This window comes from Streptomyces sp. NBC_01320, assembly GCF_035974375.1.
Taxonomy (GTDB): Bacteria; Actinomycetota; Actinomycetes; order Streptomycetales; family Streptomycetaceae; genus Streptomyces; species Streptomyces yanii.
In genome coordinates, this window is the sequence record NZ_CP108390.1 from 6781291 (window position 1) to 6801665 (window position 20375).

The 20375-nt window shown below is 69.0% G+C and carries 18 protein-coding genes and 1 pseudogene; 11 read left to right on the plus strand and 8 right to left on the minus strand.

What is annotated here, in order from left to right; translation table 11 throughout:
* The first annotated feature begins 392 nt into the window (after window positions 1–392).
* Together OG395_RS30905 and OG395_RS30910 are read left to right on the plus strand one after the other, a co-directional pair.
* Window positions 393–530 carry a hypothetical protein gene (locus OG395_RS30905; protein WP_327245856.1) on the plus strand — a complete coding sequence of 46 codons (138 nt, stop codon included), beginning with the start codon at window positions 393–395 and terminating at the stop codon, window positions 528–530.
* A 59-nt stretch (window positions 531–589) separates the two neighbouring features.
* Entirely contained in the window at window positions 590–1438 is an 849-nt protein-coding gene (locus OG395_RS30910; protein ID WP_327245857.1) for an isocitrate lyase/PEP mutase family protein, read from the plus strand.
* Between the two features lie 153 nt (window positions 1439–1591).
* On the opposite strand, the gene OG395_RS30915 is transcribed toward OG395_RS30910, so the two are convergent.
* On the minus strand, window positions 1592–3316 hold the full coding sequence (locus OG395_RS30915) for an IS1182 family transposase (RefSeq protein WP_327245858.1): 1725 nt from the start codon (window positions 3314–3316) through the stop codon (window positions 1592–1594).
* Window positions 3317–3379: 63 nt separating this feature from the next.
* Window positions 3380–3577 carry a hypothetical protein gene (locus tag OG395_RS30920; RefSeq protein WP_442818620.1) on the minus strand — a complete coding sequence of 66 codons (198 nt, stop codon included), beginning with the start codon at window positions 3575–3577 and terminating at the stop codon, window positions 3380–3382.
* Between the two features lie 56 nt (window positions 3578–3633).
* On the opposite strand from OG395_RS30920, the gene OG395_RS30925 reads away from it, so the two are divergent.
* Complete coding sequence (locus OG395_RS30925) at window positions 3634–4104, plus strand: hypothetical protein (protein WP_327245859.1); 471 nt, start codon at window positions 3634–3636, stop codon at window positions 4102–4104.
* 352 nt (window positions 4105–4456) lie between these two features.
* On the opposite strand, the gene OG395_RS30930 is transcribed toward OG395_RS30925, so the two are convergent.
* From OG395_RS30930 to OG395_RS30940, 3 genes are all read right to left on the minus strand, one after another.
* Window positions 4457–5044 carry a GNAT family N-acetyltransferase gene (locus OG395_RS30930; RefSeq protein WP_327249505.1) on the minus strand — a complete coding sequence of 196 codons (588 nt, stop codon included), beginning with the start codon at window positions 5042–5044 and terminating at the stop codon, window positions 4457–4459.
* A complete protein-coding gene (locus tag OG395_RS30935; protein WP_327245860.1) occupies window positions 4926–5459 on the minus strand; it encodes a hypothetical protein in 534 nt (177 codons plus the stop codon). The genes OG395_RS30930 and OG395_RS30935 overlap by 119 nt, the downstream gene beginning before the upstream one ends.
* Before the next feature lie 82 nt (window positions 5460–5541).
* Window positions 5542–7068, minus strand: coding sequence for an alkaline phosphatase (locus OG395_RS30940; RefSeq protein WP_327245861.1), 1527 nt, complete (start codon window positions 7066–7068; stop codon window positions 5542–5544).
* A 510-nt stretch (window positions 7069–7578) separates the two neighbouring features.
* Between OG395_RS30940 and OG395_RS30945 the strand changes: the two genes are divergently transcribed.
* On the plus strand, window positions 7579–8334 hold the full coding sequence (locus tag OG395_RS30945; RefSeq protein ID WP_327245862.1) for a hypothetical protein: 756 nt from the start codon (window positions 7579–7581) through the stop codon (window positions 8332–8334).
* A 581-nt stretch (window positions 8335–8915) separates the two neighbouring features.
* Here the strand turns inward: OG395_RS30945 and OG395_RS30950 are convergent.
* Window positions 8916–10019 carry a hypothetical protein gene (locus OG395_RS30950; RefSeq protein WP_327249506.1) on the minus strand — a complete coding sequence of 368 codons (1104 nt, stop codon included), beginning with the start codon at window positions 10017–10019 and terminating at the stop codon, window positions 8916–8918.
* Between the two features lie 108 nt (window positions 10020–10127).
* Here OG395_RS30950 and OG395_RS30955 point away from each other — a divergent pair.
* The 3 genes and pseudogenes from OG395_RS30955 to OG395_RS30965 all read left to right on the plus strand — a co-directional run.
* Window positions 10128–10289 (plus strand): annotated as a pseudogene (locus tag OG395_RS30955) (site-specific integrase); the annotation flags it as partial.
* A gap of 929 nt (window positions 10290–11218) precedes the next feature.
* Complete coding sequence (locus tag OG395_RS30960) at window positions 11219–11512, plus strand: hypothetical protein (protein WP_327245863.1); 294 nt, start codon at window positions 11219–11221, stop codon at window positions 11510–11512.
* A gap of 447 nt (window positions 11513–11959) precedes the next feature.
* Window positions 11960–12676: a YwqG family protein gene (locus OG395_RS30965; RefSeq protein ID WP_327249507.1), complete on the plus strand. Its 717-nt coding sequence runs from the start codon at window positions 11960–11962 to the stop codon at window positions 12674–12676.
* A gap of 370 nt (window positions 12677–13046) precedes the next feature.
* On the opposite strand, the gene OG395_RS30970 is transcribed toward OG395_RS30965, so the two are convergent.
* A complete protein-coding gene (locus OG395_RS30970) occupies window positions 13047–14324 on the minus strand; it encodes a M20 family metallo-hydrolase (RefSeq protein WP_327245864.1) in 1278 nt (425 codons plus the stop codon).
* A 158-nt stretch (window positions 14325–14482) separates the two neighbouring features.
* Window positions 14483–16165: a thiamine pyrophosphate-dependent enzyme gene (locus tag OG395_RS30975; RefSeq protein ID WP_327245865.1), complete on the minus strand. Its 1683-nt coding sequence runs from the start codon at window positions 16163–16165 to the stop codon at window positions 14483–14485.
* 339 nt (window positions 16166–16504) lie between these two features.
* Here OG395_RS30975 and OG395_RS30980 point away from each other — a divergent pair, with 339 nt between their 5' ends.
* The 4 genes from OG395_RS30980 to OG395_RS30995 are packed head-to-tail and all read left to right on the plus strand — an operon-like array spanning window position 16505 to window position 20346.
* Window positions 16505–17866, plus strand: coding sequence for an MFS transporter (locus OG395_RS30980; RefSeq protein WP_327245866.1), 1362 nt, complete (start codon window positions 16505–16507; stop codon window positions 17864–17866).
* Window positions 17863–18279 carry a RidA family protein gene (locus OG395_RS30985; protein ID WP_327245867.1) on the plus strand — a complete coding sequence of 139 codons (417 nt, stop codon included), beginning with the start codon at window positions 17863–17865 and terminating at the stop codon, window positions 18277–18279. Before OG395_RS30980 ends, OG395_RS30985 begins: the two co-directional genes overlap by 4 nt.
* Window positions 18276–18929, plus strand: coding sequence for an RraA family protein (locus tag OG395_RS30990; RefSeq protein ID WP_327245868.1), 654 nt, complete (start codon window positions 18276–18278; stop codon window positions 18927–18929). Before OG395_RS30985 ends, OG395_RS30990 begins: the two co-directional genes overlap by 4 nt.
* A gap of 34 nt (window positions 18930–18963) precedes the next feature.
* On the plus strand, window positions 18964–20346 hold the full coding sequence (locus OG395_RS30995) for an NAD-dependent succinate-semialdehyde dehydrogenase (protein ID WP_327245869.1): 1383 nt from the start codon (window positions 18964–18966) through the stop codon (window positions 20344–20346).
* The last annotated feature ends 29 nt before the right edge of the window (window positions 20347–20375 follow it).

The following is a 20375-nucleotide window of genomic DNA, read 5'->3' on the forward strand; positions in this document are numbered from 1 at the left end:
CCCGCCCGCAGGTCGAACTCGGCCGGCGAGGCGCGGCCCGAACCGGTCGGCGCGCAGGAGCGCCGCGGGGCCCGACGGGCGATTCCCGCACAGCGTGGCGACGGCTCGTCCCGGCGCGGCCGGGAAAGCGGGGGATGGATCGTCACCTGGCCGGTGGTCATCACGCCGACGTCGGACAGTCCGTCCAGCAGCTCCGCACCGCAGCGGAGCCCGTCGCGGAGCAGCGCGAGTACGCAGGGCTCCAGTACCCAGGACGATCCGGATCCCGGCGTGGGCCATGGCGTCGGGGCGGCCGGGGAGACTACGGAACCCCGCGATCGAACAGTCGATGCCATCCGCGGGGTATCGGTACGGACCCGCCGCCTGACATCGGGACCGACCTGTTCGGCCACGTGCTGCACAGCGCGAAGGCCGCCTCCCCGTACATCGCGGAGCACGGCCGGGTCCACATCCAGCAGGAGGGCTACTGGTGCCCGGCCTGCGTCGCGCCGGGCCGCCGCCCGAGGACGAGACGCGTGACGTCGTCCTGAGCGGCGCGTCGAGACACACTTCGACGACGGCCGAAGAGTCGCCCCCCTAGCGTTGAACCATGACCGACTCCGGCGACCTCACCGCCTCCGCCGCCTTCACGGCGTTCACCGCTCTGCACCGCACGCCGGAGGCGGCACCACTGCTGCTGCCCAACGCCTGGGACCACGCCTCCGCGACGGCCCTGGCCGAACAGGGCTTCCCCGCCATCGGCACCACCAGCCTCGCGGTGGCCGCGGCGGCCGGACTGCCGGACGGCACGGGGGCGACGCGAGCGGACACACTGCTCGTGGCCCGGCGGCTGGGTGCAGGCCCGTACTTCCTCTCGGTGGACGCCGAGGGCGGGTTCAGCGACGATCCGTCGGAGGTGGCCGAGCTGGCCCGGGACCTGGCGGACGCGGGGGCGGTCGGCATCAATCTGGAGGACGGCAGGGCCGACGGCACGCTCGCCCCTGTAGGCCTGCACGCGGCGAAGATCGCGGCGGTGAAAGCCGCCGTGCCGCACCTCTTTGTCAACGCGCGCACCGACACGCACTGGCTGGGCGCAGAGCGGACGGCCGGGACGATGTACCGGCTCGACGCCTATCAACAGGCGGGCGCCGACGGCGTGTTCGTCCCCGGTCTGACCGGCGCGGCGGCGATCGCCGCGCTGGTCAAGGACCTCGACGCGCCGCTCAACATCCTCTACTCCCCGTCCGGCCCCACGGTTGCGCAACTCGGCGACCTGGGGGTGAGCAGGGTGAGCCTGGGATCGCTGCTGTACCGGGCGGCGCTGGGCGCGGCGCTGAGGGCGGCGGCGGAGATCAGGGCGGGCCGGGCGGTGAGCGGAGACGTACCGACGTACACACAGGTACAGAACCTCAGCGAAAGGGCCAGTTCGAGGGAGTCACCCCTCCGAACTGGCCCTTGATGCTGTGCCCCGGCAGGATTCGAACCTGCGACACCCGCTTCAGGAGTGGGATCGAATCCTTGCCCGGGGGTGCTCGTCGCTGCTCACTGGTGCTGTTTTCCCTGGTCAGCAACATGCGGGCGGCGACTCTGGTGCGCAATTCCGGGTGGGTGGTCAGGCTGTGAGTCGGTAGCTGAGGCGGGTGAGGTTGCTGGTGCGGCTGCGGTCCAGTGGATGCTCGGTCCAGTGGGCGTCGAGGCGGACGACGTTGATCGCGGTGGCGGAGAAGGCGTGCTGGAGGCGGACTTTCGGCAGCCCGCGGTAGCGGGCCCGGCGGATGCCGGTGATGTCGAGGGCCTGGTTGATGGTTCCTTCCACTCCGGCCCGCAGGGCGTACTTGTCCTTCCAGGTCTTGGTCTTCTGTTCGGTGCGGGCGGCGGCGAGGGCGGTGTGCAGGTGCTCGGGGTAGAGGGTGAGCATGCGGTTGCCGCGCCGGGCCGAGGTGCACTCGGGTCGGACGGGGCATGCCTGGCAGTCCGTCTTGGCGAACTCGACGACGATGGCGTCTCGTTCGCGTTGTCGCACCGGGTGCCATCCGGTGCTGGTGTTGCCCTGGGGGCAGCGGACCTGGCGGGCTTTCCAGTCGATCCGGAAGGCACTCTTGTCGTAGCCGGTGTGGCTCTTGGCCTGGGCGGATCGGTCGAGGAGGACGGGAGTGACCATGACGGTTCCGCGGCTGCGTGCGGCCTCGATCAGTTCGGCGGAGGGGTAGCCGGAGTCCAGGTAGTGCTCGGCGGGCGGGAGGCCGCGGTCGGCGAGTTGTTGCTGGATCGGCGCGGTGGCCTTCACGTCCGGCACCGTCGACAGGGTGGTGGTCACATCCGTGATCAGTTTCGGCAGTCCCCGGGCTTCGGCTTCGGCTTCGGCTTCGGCTTCGGCTTCGGGGGGAGTGTTGTCGCAGCTCTCGGTGAGGTGGACCTTGTAGCCGAGCCAGAACAGGTCGTCGCCCTTGGCGGACCAGCGGGCGTCGGGGTCGTAGGGCGAGGCGAGGCGGAGATGGCCGGGCGGGACACCGTCCTCGTCGGCTTCCCGCTTGCTGACCACCTCCTTGCCCCGGCTGCTGGTGCGGACGGTGTAGGTCTGCACGAGGACTTGGCGCATGATGTCCACGGCCCCGATCTCCCGCAGCCAGGCCGGCGCGTCGGGCGACCAGACGGCCCGGCACAGCCGCAACGCGTCCTGGCCGTAGACCTGGGACAGCTGGTCGCGCTTGACCTTGGAGCCGGGCAGTTTCCAGCTGTCGACCCGAGGTCCGTAGCGGTGGGCGAACTCCGGCACGTCCACGGCCCGGGCCAGCCAGTCCGGTGCCGCGGCCGACAGCGCCTCCAGCGCAGCCCGCACGCTCTCCCCGGCCAGTTCCAACCGGTTCAAGTCCCGTACCGCGCTGACCACATGGGTGGAATCGGTGCGCTGCTTTCCTCCCGCGGCCACCAGCCCGGCATCAACGCAGTGCTCAAGGAGCCGGTCGAAGACGACACGTTCCATGCCGTTGCCGACCAGGCGGGCCCGGAACCGGGGCAGCACACTGTGGTCGAAGCCGGTGTCCGTCAGCTCCAGGCCGAGGGCGTACTTCCAGTCGATGGCCCGTATCGCCATCGCCGCGGCCTGCCGATCGGTCAAATTCTCCGCGAACTGCAACACCGTGACCAGCGACAGCATCCCCGGCGACAGGCCCGGCGCCCCACGCACCCCGAACGCCTCAGCGAACGGCTCATCGGTGAAGACCTCCCCGAGCCGGTCCCGCACCCGGATCGCCAAACTCTCCTGCGGGAACGCCGCCCGCGCGACCCGAACCGTCTGCTCCGGGACCGGCGGCAGCCCCATCGGCCGCAACGACATCACAACCCACCCTCCACGGCCGGACGACACGTAACGACCGCAGGAACGATCATCACCTACCGGTCAAGCAGCCGCCGAGAATTGCGCACCAGAGTCGGCGGCGTACTCAAAGTCGGCGTAGGAGCGGCCGGTCAGTGCGTCGGTGATCTCGCCGTTGACGTGGCCGACAGCCTTGGTGACGCCCTGGCCGCCGTAGCGCGCGGGGTCGCCGTCGCGCAGTTCGACGGCGCTGCACCCCCGCTCTGCACCCCCGCTCTGCACCTGCCGCTAGAGTGCGATGCCTGTTCGATTCGCCGCGGGGCGGAGGGGGAGGGGTTGTGAGCGCACAACTGAGAGACACCGCCGGGGAGTTGGCGGAGATTTTGTGGCGGGAACACACCGTGTACCGGGAGCGGTCCGGCGGTGTGGTCATCCGGGGTGAGCATGTACGGCGGTGGATCAGCCTCGCTCCGGCGGGCGGCCGGGACGAGGTCCTCGTACGCGCGGGGCGCATCCTGGACGGCGGTACCACCGCTCCGGCGCGTTCGGAGGCCGTGGTGCCCCTCTCCGCCGGTACAGGCGTGCTCGCCGCGACCTGCCGTCGCCTGCTCGCCGAGGCGGCGGCCGATGTGGCGCCGGTCGCGCCGGGACGGGCATCGCCCAAGCGGTCCAAGCGGTCCAATCAGTCCGGGAAGGCCGCGCGGCCCAAAGGCAGTGGGAAACACACCAGTTTCGGTTCATGGGTGATCCTCGCCTGCGTCGCCGGTGTGATCGCCCTGTACGTCTACAGCACCGCGATGCACGGCTGACTAGTACTACAGGGACAGGGACACATCAGCCTGACCACACGGGAAGGGGCCGGGTGGTAGAGGCGACAGGCGGCGGCCCTTGCGCATCGCCGCAGGTCGCAGCCAGATGTGTCCCTGCAGTACTAGGCCGACTGGACTTGCGGGACCCCGAGCGGCTACGGCTCGCCCGTCGACCCGCCACCGGATGCGCCGCCGCGCCCCGTCCGGTGCACCAGCGAAACAACCGCGACGACGCCGCCAGTCGTTCACGACCGTTCGCGGTGGGACTGAACTTGGCACCGTGAGGGGGCGGATACCGCCATGAACGACGGTGTACGGCGGTGAGCGAGACAGACTGAGACGGGACTCCGATTCACGCAGCGGCGCGCCAACCTACCGCCAAGGGCGAATCGGCAGGGCTCAGCGTGGTGACTGGACGCTGCGCCAGCCACCCAGAACGACGATGCGGTGGGCTCTCTGTCCGCACGTGCTCGAAGCCGATTCGTTCGTAGTGGCTGTGCAGGCCCCTGTTGGTGCGCCACGTATCTGTACGCGCCCGGTCGCGCCCCTCCAAGGCTGCCGGATCGGAAGCCGAATCCACCAGGCGCTCGCCGAGTCGTCGCCCCTCTGCACGACGGGAGACGATCACCTTGTAGAGGTAGAACGTCGTTTCCGGGCGGTCGTCGTCAGTCCGGAAATCGCGGTCGATGGGGCCCCTGCTGACGGTCGCCAAGACCGTCTCGGAGTCATCGACGACGCCCCATGCGGGGCGACAGTGAGGAGCGACCTTCCGTCCGGCGCCCGGTCGTACCGGACGCCCGGCTGCTCGTTGACCAGCCCGGCTACTCGTTGACCAGGACGGGGACGGAGACGACGGCGGCTGCCGCGGTGCCGGTGAGCTTGGTGGCGGGCGCCTTGAAGTCGATGCCCTCGCTCGCCGCGCGCGGTCCGTCGTGGTGATGGCCGCCTTCCGCGTCCTGCCCCTCTTCCTGGTACTGGAAGCTGCCGGTGCCGATGAAACGACCCTTGGAATCGTAATAGGCGGCACTCAGCTCCAGCGCGAGCACATCGCTGACGTCGGAGGTAATCGCCAGATGCCCGCTGACGGCGGACTCGCCGGTGAGCGTGAGCCGCGTGAGGCGGACGCGGTCGGTGAACGGCCCTTCCTCGACACGTACCTCTCCCTGCTTGGGCGGCGCCGGGAGCGTCGCGGCCGGGGACGGCGCGGAACGGGGAGGGGGCAGGGGCAGGGCGGTGGCCGCGAGCGGCTCGCCCTTGCCCGGGTTGGTCCCCGCGGAGGTGCCGCAGCCCGTGAGAGTGGTCAGCACGACAGCGCCCAGCACGGCGGCCGTCGTGATGCGGATCGGGTGTCTCATCGGACATGCTCCTGGGATACGAACGACCAGGGGCCGGGAGGGGCACCCCCTCCCGGCCCCTGGTCGCGTGGCTGAGTGAGGGTCAGTGGCCGTGCGGTGCGGTGCCGAACAGCGAGCGGTACATCTTGCCGTAGAGCTCGGTGTTGTCCTGGCTGGCGGCGAAGGCGCTGTTACCCGGTCCGTACGCGTAGATCGGCACATCGGCGCCGGTGTGGTTACCGGACAGGTAGGTCAGCCAGAGGCTGGCGTGCTCGCTGCCGTCCTTCACGCCCGCCGGGTCGTCGGGGGTACGGAAGGTGGCCGGGCCGAAGTTCTTGGCGTCGCCGGCACCCGAGCCGTTGACGATGCCGGAGGAGCGGGCCGGGTCCTTGACGTTGGCCGAGGACGAGCGCGCGGGCACGGAGTTGTTGGCCGTGTTGCCCGAGTCGTTGTTGGCCGGCGGGGCCGCCGCCTCGGCGTTGGTGAAGGTGCCCTTCTCGATGATGTTGAAGCCGGCGCACTCGTGGTCCGCCGTCACGACGACGAGGGTGTGGCCGTCCTTCTTCGCGAAGTCCGTGGCGGCCTTGACCGCGTCGTCGAACGCCTTGATCTCGCCCAGGGTCTGCGACGCATCGTTGGCGTGCGAGCGCTTGTCGATCAGCGCGCCCTCGACCTGGAGCAGGAACCCCTTCTTGGACCGGCCGTCGAGCAGCGAGATCGACTTCTTGGTCAGCTCGGCGAGCGTCGGCTCCTTCTTCTCCGGGGCGTCGGCGGGCAGTTCGGCCTTGGACTTCTCGACCGTCAGGTTCCCGCGGTTGAACAGCCCGACGACCTTGCCGCCCTTGACCTTGTCGAGATCGGCCTTGGTCGCGACCTTCTGGCTCTCAGCGGTCTGGGCGGGCAGCGCCGGGTCGCCGAAGCTGCCGAGCACCTGGTAGCCCTGCGCCCCCAGCGCCTTCTGGTCGTCCGGCGCGAAGCGTGCGAGGCCGCCGCCGAAGATCACGTCGGCGGTGCCGTTACGGGCGATCTGCTGGGCGATCGGCGTGATCAGGGTCTTGTCGGCGGGCTTGTCCTCGTAGGACCCGTCGTCCTTCTTCGGCAGGCACGCCGCGTCGGAGTACACCGGGCCCTGGCATCCGCGCAGCAGAGCGTGGCTCATCTGGGCGGCCGGGGTGGCGTCGGTGATCTCGGCGGTGGACACGTTGCCGGTCGCGAAGCCCGACTTCTTGGCCTGCTCCATCAGCGTGGGCAGCTTCTTCTCGTACGAGTCGACTCCGATGGCCGCGTTGTACGTCTTCACACCGGAGGACCACGCGGTGGCCGCGCTGGCGGAGTCGGTGACCAGCGCCGGCTGGTTGCTGCCCTTCTCGACGGCGGACGTCGCCACCGCGCCGTAGCTCGGCAGCCGCTCCATGTTCAGCTTGCCCTCGGCGCCGTAGTAGCGCTCGCGCCCGGCGGTGACATGGGTACGGCCCATGCCGTCGCCGAGCAGGTAGATGACGTTACGGATCTCGGACTGCTTGCCATGGTCGCCCTGCTGGGGCGCGGAGTTGGCGGTCGCCGCGGTGCTGGCGGCAAGTGCGCCGGTCACGGCGAGTACCGCCAGGATCTTGCTTGGTCTGCTGCGCATTTGCGGAGTGCCCTCCTCGGGCGTTGGACGAGGCACCGGGACAGGCCGGGCCAGGCAACGGTAGGAGCAGGACATGAACGCGGCACCAATACCGGGCGCCGTACCGATGTGGAACCTCAATCCAATACTTTAAAAATTGCGCAACTGGATAACATTTAGATGGACGGCCCCGTGCCGGTGCACCACACGGTACGGGGGCATACATGAGCCGCTCTGATTGCCTCAGGCCAGAGGACAAACGCGACTACGAGCGCGTACTCGAGTGAGAGCGGTCAAGGGGGCGGTGGCCGACGTCCTGACGGCACCCAGATCGGCCTTGTGCCCAGGCGTTGGATGTGCCAGGTGAGGGTTCTGGCGGTGAAGTAGGCGTCGTCGAGTGCGCGTTGGTCGGCAGCACGCTGGAGGGTCTGTCGGGGGGCGTGGTCGGCTGTCTTGGCTTGAATCGCCGACCGGCACACTTCCACCGCAATCGACGGGTCTGCGAAAGTGCGCTCGCGGCAGTCTGCTTGGATGCCGAAGATGACGACGAGTTCTCCTGTTCCCCGCGCGGACGACGCCGATACCGACCGCCTGAGGGCCCTGCTGGAACGTGCCGCCAAGGGTCGGGACAGTCAGGCCTGGAGTGACCTCTGGACGGAGCTCTACCACAACGGTTCTCTGGATGTCGCCCAACCGTTGGTGCTGCACACGCTGACCGACATGGCGGAGGACGACCATGCCGACACGGCAGTTTCGGCCCTCCTCCTGGCCGGCGCCCTTCTCGTCCAGGCGGACCAGCGGTACGAGACCCGGAACCTGCGCGACCGGCACGCGCCGGAAGTCGCACGCCTGCTGGCCGCAGCAAACCGGTGGCGGCAGGTCACCGCCGACCGGAATGACTACTGCCACCTGCTTGAGGCGGTCCTGAACCTGGAGGGCGACATCCACTGGGCACAGGACTTGATCTGGGGTGTCGTCAACGAGGAATACGAACTCGAGTGCCCCGATCCCGACGGGTGCGCGTCGCTGTGGGTGATCATCGGAGAGCGGGGCTTCTTCAGCGCGGCGGAAGACTACGCCCTCTCCGACGACATCGAAACCTTCCCTCTCCATCCGGCTGACCCCCGCGCTCTGGAGGGTCTCGGCCGCCGTCTCTACGACCTTGCCCTGACCGACGGCCACGAGGAGGTCGCGCGCGCCCTGACTTATGCCTTCGGTGAGGCGACCTGCCCGGAATGCGAGCAGCGCCTCTCCGTCGGCGGGCAGGTCATCGCCGGTACTAGCTGAGAACCGTGTCGGGGTGGCGGGGTTTGAGACCCACGAGCTCTTCGTCCCGAACGAACCTTGCTGGGCGCCTGCCCTCGTGCTGGTATGTCTCTCACCTGCTGCGACGGTCCGCAGACGTCCGCGGTTGTTCGCCGCTGTGCGTCGGCCCCGTCAGGTAGTTGGACACTCACGTCCGTCGCGAGGGCTTGGACCGTGTGCTTCAATCGTGGCTCAGTCCGACGTTGGGGCTGGTACGACCCGCACGGCACCCTGGACCTGGGGTGCACGCTTCCAAGTCTGTTGGTGGGGGAGGCAATCCCCTGGCCGATCGGAACGGCTGCAGGGCACTGGAGAGGATGTCCGGATGAGGCGGCGGATGGTGCTTGTACTGGGTATGGGTGCAGACACGGCCAGGGGTACTCGTCGCCCCACTCGGTCTGGCGTTCAACGGCGTAGGGAGTTTTAGCGAGCGTCGAGCGCGGTGTCGGCCGGGGCTGCCCGCTCGTGCAGTGTGCGTAGGTGTTGTCACGCAGTTAGACACTCACCGACCCGCGACGCTTGAGGCTCCCGACCATGCAGTTCTGATTCCCTGCAACGGCCACTCACGACCGTGTGGCAGTCCGGCACCCCGCATCGCCGGCCTCCCGCATGCGCGTTTCCATCGACGTGCTCCGGTCGTACGGGTCGACCTCGGGGCCGTCTCCCGGGCGCGAGGCCGCGCGCTCTGCGCTGAACTTGGGGGTGAGGTAGCCGGTGAAGGTATCGCAGCCGCCGTTGGTGGTGTCCACCTTGTAGGAGACGAGGGAGAACGTACCCCGCTCGATGATGACCTTCGCCGGGTCGTCCCAACTCATCACGACCTCGCGGCGCACGATGGTGCGCGCGACTTCGTCGCTTCCCGCTGCAGTGCGTACGACCGGATAGACGTACGTGACATCGGTGGTCACCTCGACCGCACCGCGCTTACCTTCTTGGTACGTGATCCGCCCTCGTGTCTTGACCACATCCCCGACAAGCCGGACCTTTGTCTTCTCGAACCGGCTGAACAGCAGCAGAGGATCGTTCTTCTGGCTGGGCGCAGGGAACGCGGTACTCAGGTAGTCCTGGACATCCTGCTGATGGGGATTGATCAACGCAATCGCCTTCCTCGGCTGTTCCCCGCGCAGCACACCAGGATCCAGACTGGACGCGGTGAGGAAGTCCCGGGTCTTCTTGAGCGCCTGCGCGACCTGCCCCTTGCTCATCCAGCCTGTCGCGCGTGCCTCAGGCAGGCCGATCCCAGCCTTCCCGTCACCCCACTGCGCAGCGGGCGACCCCCTGAACGGCTGCTCCATGGTCGGACGTTGGGCTGCCGCTTCTGTCGGCGGCGGTTGATCCGGACGTTTCGACTCCACGGTGAGCGGCGCACTCTCGCCGCCTCCGCCTCCGCCTCCGAACCATCCAGCCACCCGCCCTGGATCCAGCGCCACGATCAGCAAGGCGACCGCAACCAGCAGACCGATCGCGTACCAGCCCTTACCTTCTTGCCGCCGGGTCGGTTGGTGACTCCGCCACGGCTCCGGTCGGTCGGTCTCCTCCCGTAACTGCCGTGCCACCATCCGGGCCCGCGCCGACGGCTCTTCGGGCGCGCCCTTAGTCCCCGCCTCGGCTTCACGAAGGAAGCGCTCCCACTCTTCGTCCGGTATGGACTCCCCGCCCTTGCCCACGATGGGCCCCGCCCTTCCCACGCACCCGGCCCCTCCCCAGGGCTGGTCATCTTCCGTGCATCATCACACAGCTCAGTTTGGCTCCATGATCGCCGTCGGTGAGGGCCCCTCACCGCGGCCGGGGTCGCGCCCCGCGTCGTGATGGAAATCCTCGGACACAGCCAGATCGGCATCACCCTGGAGGTCTACACGCACGTGGTCCAGGACACGCAGCGCGAGGCCGTCAGCTGCATGGACCGGCTGCTCAAGAGGCGCCCCGGCCGTGAGTGACCGCCCTCGGTGATGTCAAAAAATGATGTCGAAGGCCCCGGACCATGATCGGCCCGGGGCCTTTTGGCTGGCGCCCCCGGCAGGATTCGAACCTGCGACACCCGCTTTAGGAGCGAGGTTGGGCGGTCATGCGTGTGACCTGCGGATTCCCTACCTTGGGCAGACTCCGGCCGAACTCACCCCTGCGGACCCCCCGTTCCTCCTGAGTTCCCGTCCGTTCTGGCACGAGAGTGGAACGGCCAGCCCCCGCCCCGTTGCTCGTTCCCTCTCCCGCCGGTGCTTGACCGCGTCAACACCTACGGCTCGATCAATGGTCGACGGTGCCGCCCAGGATGAAAAAAGTGGGACCAGGAAAAGGCTCAGGATGCCCAGGAGGGTGAGTGCCACGAGGGTGATCGACAGGGTCACCATGAGTGTCCACCCAAAACGGCTACTGGCTCTGTGAAGCCTGCCCTGCACCGAGTCTTTATCAGTCATCGAACCACCAGCCCGGACTGTACAGCGCGGGCGGCGTAGCGACTTTGGCCGGGAGCCGCTTTGGCGCGAGTGATCACGGCCCCTTACGCTGGCCCGCGGATCGGGCAGGCTTGTCGACGGCGCAAGCCTGAGCGACAGTCTCGAAAACCGTCGTGGCGCGAGTCACCCTGGGTTCACATCCCACACCCACCGCCACGTGAAACGGCCCCTGACCAGGTGAGACGGTCAGGGGCCGTTGTGCTGAGGGGTGTCCGCTCGTCACCGTGGTTCCCCGCACGATCGGGCACGGACGGGGCACGGGCAGCTTCTACCGTCAACTGCCGTCGAACAGGGTGCCCTTGGGTTCTTGACGCCCCCTTGCAGAAAGTGATCGTCTTTGCTCTATGGCTTTGACGGCGACGCCCTCAATCCGCCGAGGGGTCCGCAGAGTCCTCTGGGTAGCGGTTGCTTTGGTGTTGCTGGTAGCCGGCGGATGGCTGATCAACTACCGCCTGAGTTACCACACGTTCGCCTGGTGGGAGGTTCCAGCTCGCATGAGCTTCTGCGGGCGCCAGTACGAGCTGGACGGCCACGGGAAGGCTCTGCCCAAGGGCGACGGCATGGTTACTCCTGTTTTCGTCGTGGAGCCGGCTGGCTGGCAGGTTTATGGGCAGACCTGGGGCAACGGCCCGGAGTGTCCCGTCATCCTTCTTCTGCAACGCAACCACCACGACGTCGTCGTGTACTCATTGCTCGGCGGTCCGTGAGTTCAGAAGCCGAAGAAGTGACACGCCGGGTTCCCAACCTGCGATCACGTAATCGATCAACGCTGTGACCTGCTGCTGAGCTGTCGGCAGTTGTCACCGCTGGTCATCGTTGAGCGCCCTTCCACGGCCCCGAGGCGGCCCCGGGAGGGCGCTCCTTGGATGCGATGACACCCGCTTGAGGAGTTCGATCCGCAGTTGCCCCTGGCAGGGAGACCTTGCACCACAGCGGCAAGACAGGCGTGCTCATGTACGCCTCTGTCCGACGCCGTTGATGTCAGGCATAGATGTCGGAGTCCGTCTGCGGGCAAGGGGCGCGCCTCGGACCCAAGGTGGTAGAGACCGAGCGGAGGTTGAGAAGATCCCGGCATGCAGTTCGATGACCCTGCCGGTTTGAGCCGCGCATGCACAGAACGGCTCGGCGAGAAGGCCGGTCGGCAGTTTGCTGCCATGGCCCGTCGAGGCTTTCAGTTGGTCCGCCCAGCGGGAACTGTCCAGGCCACTGGGCAATGCCGACTTGGTGGGCCTGCTCTCCTCGAACCGGGGACCTGCTGGCCCGAACAGAGCGGGGTTCCGTTGTCCCTGCATGCCGTGCTGGACACCGATGCTCTGGCTGCCTGGCTGGGCAACGAACTGCCCACACGACCCGGCCTGCTCAACTTCTTCTACCTCGATCCAGACTTGCCGTACGAGGAGTACCGCCAACTGGACATGTCCGAGTCTGCGGCATACCGCGTCATTTCCGTCGATCCGGCACGGGCAGTAGAGACGAGGGCACCCGAACCAGCGAGACGTTACCCGGCTGTACCTGTCCAGGCGGCTGAGGCAGCCATGCTCCCGGACTGCTGGGACGTCGAGGACGAGGACGTGGAGTTCGACAGGGACCAGCACTGGGGCGCCGCATCACGCATTCTCGATGAGATGGGAGATCTCGACGGGAACACCGCCGGGAGTCACTGCGCCTTCGGTTGGCCGGACACCTCGTACACGCTCAAGGTGTCGGCCCGCGACGCCGACGGCCCAGCCGTCCATCTGCTCCAGCTTGCCGAGGACACCGAACTCGGATGGGGTTGGGGGGACGCCGGAACGTTGTACTTCACGATCCCGGTCAAGGCGCTCGCGACCGGCGACTTCAGCCAGGCCGTGGCACAGGTTCTCTGCTGTTGATCTGCACAGCAGGAGATCGGTACCGGAGACCGCATCGCCGTCGTCGTGTCCACTTGGAATAAGTAGATGTCAAAGGCCCCGGACCATGATCGGTCCGGGGCCTTTTGGCTGGTGCCCCCGGCAGGATTCGAACCTGCGACACCCGTTTTAGGGGTTTTCCCGGGTGAGGGCTGTGACCTGCGGAAACAGTGGTTGCAGGATGCCTGGCCCGGGAAAACACCCCTCTGCACTTCTCACGTGTTCACGGGGCTTCCCGGCCTCATGTGTGCTGAATCCGTTCCGCTGGAGTTGTGCGGTGTCGGCTGTGAGGAGCCCGACCGCGTCCACAAGGACCGCGCGGGAGAGGCGTAATCCGTTTCTGCCCCGCGGGTCACCGTGCGCCGTCCAGAGCACCCGACATGAGCCGGCGGACCACCTCGGTCAGCAGATCGGTGCCCGCGCTGATGTCCTGGTCGTTCGTGAACTCGCCCTCGTTGTGGGAGATTCCCTCGATGCTGGGCACGAACAGCATGATCGAGGGCGCGACATCCTTCATGTTCACCGAGTCGTGTCCCGCGATGGTCATCATGGTCTGGTGGCTGAGCCCCAGTTCGTCGGCTGCTTGGGCTGCGAGCTCGACCCCGGCCGCCGGGAACGGCGCCACGCCCCAACCGTGTGTCTGAACCTGCTCGATGGTGACCGACGCACGCTCCTCGATGCCGGGGATCGACTCGGCCAGCTTCTTGGCCGCCGAGTCGAGAAACGCTTCGTCGGGCGAACGCAGATCGACGTGCATGCGCACCTCGCGCGCGACCACCACGGGAGAATTGGGCTCGATGGTCATCTCGCTCACCGAGGTGTGCAACGGGACGTCCGTGCTCTGCTCGGCCAGTTCGCGCACCGCCACGACGAGGAGTGAGGCGCCGAACAGGGCGTCGCGTCGGTCCGCCATGATCGTCGATCCGGTATGCGACTGCTCGCCGCGAACCACGACCTGGTACTTGCGTGCCGCCCAGGTGGCGTCCACCAGGCCGATCGTGGTCCCCTTGTTCTCCAGGTCGCGGCCCTGCTCGATGTGGATCTCGGCGTACGCTGCCACGTCCGGCCCGGCGTAGTCGCCGATCGTTCCGATCTCGCGGAGAGCGGCTTCGACCGTGATGCCCGCAGGATCGGTCGTCGTGAGGGCGGTCCGGAGCGGCAGCTTCCCCGTGAACACCGAGCTCCCCATCATGCTCGGCTTGAACCGGGAGCCTTCCTCGTTGAACCAGTTGACCACGGCCACGTTGTACTTCGGTGCGGCGTCCGAGACGCCGTACCGTTCCACGGCCCGGTGCGCGGCGTGGGCCGAGGCCAGGACGCCGTACGCACCGTCGTAGCGGCCACCGAGCGGCTGGCTGTCCAGGTGCGAGCCGGTGAGGACGTACGGGGCTCCGGGTGTGACGGTGAAGAGACCGAACTGGTTGCCGACACCGTCGTAGCGCACTTCGGCGCCGCGGGCGGTGAGCCACCGGTGGAGCCAGGCACGCTGTTCTGCGTCGGCGGGGGTGGCAGCCTGTCGGTCGACCCCACCGCCGGGTGTGGCACCGAACGCCGAGAGAGTCGCGAAGTCCTCCAGCAGGGTGACGTCGTGTGCGGTCGGAGCCGTGGAAGAGGTGACGGGGTTGCTCATGATCACGTCCTGTCGGTTTGCGGGGTGGGGTGCGGGAACGCGTCCACGGAGGGAGGCAGGTCACCTTGGCGGAGGCGGGTGGGGCGCCGGCGATCGTGGGGCGGCGCGGGGGCATCGGGCGGGTGGCCTCGCGGCTCATCGGCGGGCGGCTTCGGGGCTCAGGCGGTGGTCGCCGGAGCGCGGACCGCCGGGTCCTGGATCAGGTGCAGCACGGCCGGGAGGCCGCTCGCGCGGGCCCGCCGGAACGCCTCGCGGAAGTCGCGGTGCGAGGTCACGGTCTCGCCGTACGCACCGTACGAGCGGGCCCATGCCGCGAAGTCCGGGTTGGTCAGCTGGGTGCCGGACGGGCGGCCCGGGTAGGCGCCCTCCTGGTGCTCGCGGATCGTCGCGTAGCAGCCGTTGTCGACCACCAGGGCGACGAAGGTGGCGCCGTGCCCCACCGCGGTGGCCAGTTCCTGACCGTTCATCAGGAAGCAGCCGTCACCCGCGACCGACACGACCTCGCGTCCGGGGAAGGCCAGCGATGCCGCGACGGCGGCCGGTATGCCCATGCCCATGGCGCCGTTGCGGGGGGCGACGAGGGAGGCCGGGGCGCGGTGCGGGAGGTAGCGGGCCGGCCAGAGGGCGTGGTTTCCGGCGCCGTAGGTGATGACGGCGTCGTGGGTGAGCTCCTCCCGCAGCACGCCCATGACCGCGGTGAGGTCGACGTAGGTGTCGTGGGTGTCTTCCTCGGTCGGCTCGGAGGGGGGAGTGGCGAAGCGGGCCTGGGTGTCCACGGCCGCCCCGAACCACGCGGCGTCGGCGTCCGGCGCCGCCGGCGTGGTGACGAGGTCGAGGACGAAGGCGGGCGCGTGGGCCGAGATGAACTGGTCGATGCGGCCGCAGTGACCCTGTGCGTCGCCGGGGAGGACGAGCACCGTCTCCGAGTCGAGGCCGCGGGCGTATCCGTCGCTGAGCACGTCACCGCGCGGTGCGCCGAGGAAGACCGTGAGGTCGGCCTCGTCCAGCAGCCGGGCCGCGTGGTCGCCACGGCCGTAGCCGAGCGAGCCGGCGTAGGCGCCGAGGCCTTCGAGGTCGTGGGGGACGGCGTCGTACGCGCGGAAGTCGGCGAGTACGGGGATCGAGTGCCGTGTCGCCCAGCGCATGAGTTCCTGGCCGCTCTCCGCGGTCCAGCCCTCTCCGCCTACGACGACCAGGGGCCGCCGCGCGCGCTCGAACCGGCGCACCAGCTCCTTCAGCTCCGCTTCTGAGGCGCCGGGCCGCGGCACCGCAAGCGGCCTAACCCCGAGGGCGGGGCCCGCGGGGAGGGTGAGTACGTCCTCGGGAAGGCCGATCACCACCGGGCCGGGCCGGCCGCTGCGGGCCGCGTGGACGCTCTCCGCGACGACGCGGGCGGCGGCGGTGGGGTCGTCCAGCATGACGACCTTCTTCGCCGTGCTGCCGAACCACCCGCTGAGGTCGAACTCCTGGAATGCCTCCCGGCCGCGGTCGGGCACCGGGACCAGCCCGACGAAGAGGAGCATCGGGGTCGCGTCCTGGTACGCGGTGTGGACGGCGATGAAGGCGTTAGCGGCGCCCGGCCCCCGGGTCACCATCGCCACCCCGGGCAGGCCCGTCAGCCTGCCCTCTGCCAGCGCCATGAAGCCCGCACCGCCCTCGTGCCGGGTCACCACCGTCGAGATCGACGAGTCGTGCAGGCCGTCCAGAACGTCGAGGAAGGACTCACCGGGAACCCCGTACACCCGCCGGACGCCCTCGCGCTCCAGTTGCGCGACGATCAGATGGCCGGCGGAGAGGGGGCGCTCGGGGGAGTCGGTGGGCTCGGGTGCGACGTTCGCCATCGGGGGTCTGTTCCTTCTCTTGAGGCCGCGGTTGCCCGGCCAGTGTTGCTTTCGAGGCGGCCGGAGACACGGGGCAAAGGCCCCCGGATAGCGGCGCTGCGATGTGCAGATGAACAGGCGTGGGTGAGGGGGCCCGGTCCGTAACACGAAAGTTTTCATCCGGAATTCGGAGCGCGACGTGGCGCATTGGTCATGTGCACAGTCGTCGCCCCGAGGCGGTGTGCTTCTGCTCCTTGTGGTCGGCGAGTCGTCGATGCACCGTTGGCCAACCGGACGGCGCCCGCTCAGCCCCCAGTCCCCCAGACGATTCCTCGGCTCAGACCTCAGACCGGAGTCCCCATGACCGCTCCCGCTTTCCCGCCGACCACCGGCAGCCGGCTCGACGCGACGAAGATGCGCAGGATCTCCCTCGCCAGCATGGTCGGCACCACGGTCGAGTGGTACGACCTGTTCCTGTTCGGCACCGCCTCCGCGCTGGTCTTCGGCAAGGTGTTCTTCCCCGAGTTCGACGGGGCCGTAGGCACCATCCTCTCGTTTCTGACCTTCGCCTCCGCCTACCTGGCGCGCATGGTGGGCGCCGTGCTCTTCGGCCACTTCGGAGACCGTCTCGGCCGCAAGTCCATGCTGCTGATCTCCCTGACGGCGATGGGCGTGGCCACCTTCGCCATCGGCCTCGTGCCCGGTTACGCCACCCTCGGCGTGGCCGCGCCCCTCCTGCTGCTCGGCCTCCGCGTGGTGCAGGGTCTCGCGCTGGGCGGCGAGTGGGGCGGTGCCGTACTGATGACCGTCGAGCACGCACCGGAGAACCGGCGCGGATTCTTCGGCTCCATGGTCCAGATCGGGGTGCCGATCGGAACGCTGCTCGCCAACGGGGCGTTCCTGCTGGTCGCCTCGACCACGAGCAGTGACGCGCTGTACTCGTGGGGCTGGCGGATCCCCTTCCTGGCCTCGGCGATCCTCGTCGGGATCGGCTTCTACATCCGGCTCCACATCGAGGAGACGCCGTCCTTCCAGGCGGTCCGGGAGGAGGGCGTCAAGGCCAGGATCCCGTTCTTCGCGCTGATGAGCCGGTACTGGCGCCAGGTGCTGCTGGGCGGCGTAGCGACCCTGTCCACGGGGTCGACCTTCACCCTGATGGTGGCCTCCGGCGTGAGCTACGGGACCAACGACCTCGGACACTCCAAGAACCTGATGCTGTGGGCGGTCATGGTGGCCTGCGCCATCGCGTTCCTGGCCATCCCGTACTTCGGCCGGCTGTCCGACCGGGTGGGCCGCAAGCCCGTCATCTACGCGGGCATCGCGGCGGAGGCCGTACTCGCCTTCCCGTTCTTCTGGCTGCTGGACACCGGATCGGCGCTCGGGGTCTTCGTTGCCTACGCGCTCATGATGCTCGCGTTCTCCGCCAACTACGGCCCCATCGCGACCTTCCTCGCCGAGCTCTTCGGCACCCGGGTCCGGTACTCGGGCCTCTCGGTCGCCTACATGCTGTCGGGTCTGCTGGGCTCCGCGGCGACTCCGGCCGTCACCGCCTGGCTGTTGTCGGCCACCGGAAGCAGCTCCTCGATCGCCTGGTACGTGCTCGGCGCGGCGTTCTTGTCCCTGCTGGCCCTGCTCCTGCTCGCGGAGACACGGTTCGGGGACATCGACGAGCCGGGCGTGGAGTCCCGGTCCGCCGCGCGCCCGATCGGGGCGGTCGCATGAGCACAGCGACAACAGCGACAAATGGACGCGGGATCACGCGGATCGACTCGGCGCCGGGCGTCCCGGCCGCCGTGGGTCCCTACGTCCAGGCGACGTCCGCCGGTGGCTTCGTTTTCACCACCGGTCAGATACCCGCCGCCCCGGGGGAGTCGAACGGCGCCTTCGAGGACGACGTGCACGCGACGCTGCGCAACCTCGAAGCCGTTCTCCACGCGGCGGGTTCGGATCTCGACCACATCGTCAAGGTCAACACCTATCTCAGCTCGCCGGACCAGCTCGCGCCCTACAACCAGGCGTACGAGGCGTTCTTCGCCGACCGCCGGCCGGCGCGGACGACGGTCTGCGTGGGGCTGTGGGGCGTGTCCCTGGAGATCGACTGCATCGCGGTGGTCAAGGAAGGAGCGGGGGAGTGAGCGTCACCCGTGCCCCCGATCAGGCCGGACTCGCACACGGGGAGTTGCTGGAGCGCCTGCGTCGAGTGGACCTCCCGACGCTTGGCCATTTCCTGGAAGAAGGCTTCGTCGACTCGGCCGTCCGGCGACTTGGCCGGCCACGGCGGATGGCCGGTACGGCCGCCACCCTTGCCCTCGACGCCCCGGACGCCGTGGCGGTGAACCGCGCGCTCGTCGCGCTGCGCCCCGGCGAGGTGCTGGTCGTCGACATGCGCGGCGACCACACCCACGCGCCGATCGGCGCCGTCACGGTAGCGGCGGCGCGAGCGCGCGGGGCCGCGGGCATCCTCGTCGACGGAGTGGTGACGGATGTGGACGCGCTCACGGACCCGGCCTTCGGCCTGCCGGTCCACGCCCGGGGCACCAGCTGCCTGACCACCAAGAGGCTTGACGGTCGGGGCGGGCGGCACCAGGTGCCCGTGGACATCGGCGGTGTCCGCATCGCGCCGGGGGACATCGTCATCGGCGACGCCAACGGCGTGATCGCCCTGCCGCCGGCAGCGCTGGCCGCTGTAGTGCACGAGGCGGAACTGTCGGACGCGGCGGAGCCGGAGCTCCTACGGCGGATCCGCGCGGGCGAGGACCTCCGGACGCTTCTGCACCTCGGCTGATCCACCTTTGACTATGCGAAGGAAGAAGACACGCGTGACGGAATACAAGATCGTCGACCCGGCCACGAACATTCTCGTGCGGCGGTACCCGACGTCGGACGACGCCACGGTCGACCGCGCGGTCGAGGCGGCGGCAGCGGAGTTCACGGCCTGGCGGCGACGCCCGGTCAAAGAGCGGGCCGACGCCGTACTCGCCGTGTCCCGGGAGTTCGAGAACCGGCGGGAGGAACTGGCCGCGATCGTCACCCGCGAGATGGGCAAGACCACCCGCGAAGCCCTGGGTGAGGTGGACCTGTCGGCGGCGATCTTCGCGTACTACGCGGAGCACGGCCCCGACTTGGCCGCCGACCAGAGGCTCGACATCCGCGGCGGCGACGACGTGGTCGTACGGTCCGAGCCGCTGGGCGTGCTGCTCGGCGTGATGCCGTGGAACTACCCGTACTACCAGGTCGCCCGCTTCGCGGGCCCCAACCTCGTCCTCGGCAACACCGTCGTCCTCAAGCACGCCCCGAACTGCCCCGAGTCGGCGCAGGCCATCGAGGACATCATGCGGGCGGCCGGACTGCCGGCGGGCGCGTACATCAACGTGTACGCCACCAACCAGCAGGTCGCCCGCGTCATCGCGGACCCTCGGGTCCAGGGGGTGTCGCTCACGGGCTCGGAGCGGGCCGGGCGAGCGGTGGGCGAGGTCGCGGGCCGCCACCTCAAGAAGTACGTCCTCGAACTCGGCGGCTCCGACCCCTTCGTTGTCCTTCCCGACGCCGACCTGGAGGCCGCCGTCGCCGCGGCCGTCGAGGGCCGGATGGGCAACGCGGGCCAGGCGTGCACCGCCTCGAAGCGGTTCATAGTCGTAGACCCCCTCTACGACCGTTTCCTCGGCGCCTTCACGGACGCGGTGCGGGCGTTGACCGTTGGAGACCCCACCGACGACGGCGTCTCCTTCGGCCCCCTCTCCTCCGAGGAGGCCGCCCGGGCCGTGATCGCGCAGGTGAACGACGCGGTGGAGCGGGGCGCGACGGCGGTGACGGGGGGCAAGCGGCCGGCCCGCGAGGGTGCCTTCGTCGAACCGACCGTCCTCACCGGGGTCACCCCCGGCATGCGGGCGTACCAGGAGGAGATCTTCGGCCCGGTCGCGGTCGTCCACCGCGTCCCCGACACCGCGACGGCGATCCGCCTCGCCAACGACACCCCGTACGGCCTCGGCAGCGTCGTGTTCGGCCGCGACCTCGCCGCCGCGAAGGCGGTCGCCGACGCGCTCGACGTCGGCATGGTCTCGATCAACGGCTCCTCCCAGACCCAGGAGGACCTCCCCTTCGGCGGGGTCAAGCTGTCCGGCGTGGGGCGGGAGCTGGGGGCGTACGGAATGGCGGAGTTCGTGAACCGGAAGGTGATCCGCGTACGCGGCCGGGCGAGCTGACTCGGCGTTTCCACCCCGACGGGGAGGAG

Bases quoted from the DNA above. Each gene is read 5' to 3' on its own strand.
- OG395_RS30945 (WP_327245862.1), top strand. From the start codon at position 7,579: ATGCCGAAGATGACGACGAGTTCTCCTGTTCCCCGCGCGGACGACGCC.
- OG395_RS30910 (WP_327245857.1), top strand. From the start codon at position 590: ATGACCGACTCCGGCGACCTCACCGCCTCCGCCGCCTTCACGGCGTTC.
- OG395_RS30985 (WP_327245867.1), top strand. From the start codon at position 17,863: ATGAGCACAGCGACAACAGCGACAAATGGACGCGGGATCACGCGGATC.
- OG395_RS30935 (WP_327245860.1), bottom strand. From the start codon at position 5,459: ATGAGACACCCGATCCGCATCACGACGGCCGCCGTGCTGGGCGCTGTC.
- OG395_RS30970 (WP_327245864.1), bottom strand. From the start codon at position 14,324: ATGAGCAACCCCGTCACCTCTTCCACGGCTCCGACCGCACACGACGTC.
- OG395_RS30915 (WP_327245858.1), bottom strand. From the start codon at position 3,316: ATGTCGTTGCGGCCGATGGGGCTGCCGCCGGTCCCGGAGCAGACGGTT.
- OG395_RS30975 (WP_327245865.1), bottom strand. From the start codon at position 16,165: ATGGCGAACGTCGCACCCGAGCCCACCGACTCCCCCGAGCGCCCCCTC.
- OG395_RS30940 (WP_327245861.1), bottom strand. From the start codon at position 7,068: ATGCGCAGCAGACCAAGCAAGATCCTGGCGGTACTCGCCGTGACCGGC.
- OG395_RS30980 (WP_327245866.1), top strand. From the start codon at position 16,505: ATGACCGCTCCCGCTTTCCCGCCGACCACCGGCAGCCGGCTCGACGCG.
- OG395_RS30965 (WP_327249507.1), top strand. From the start codon at position 11,960: ATGGCCCGTCGAGGCTTTCAGTTGGTCCGCCCAGCGGGAACTGTCCAG.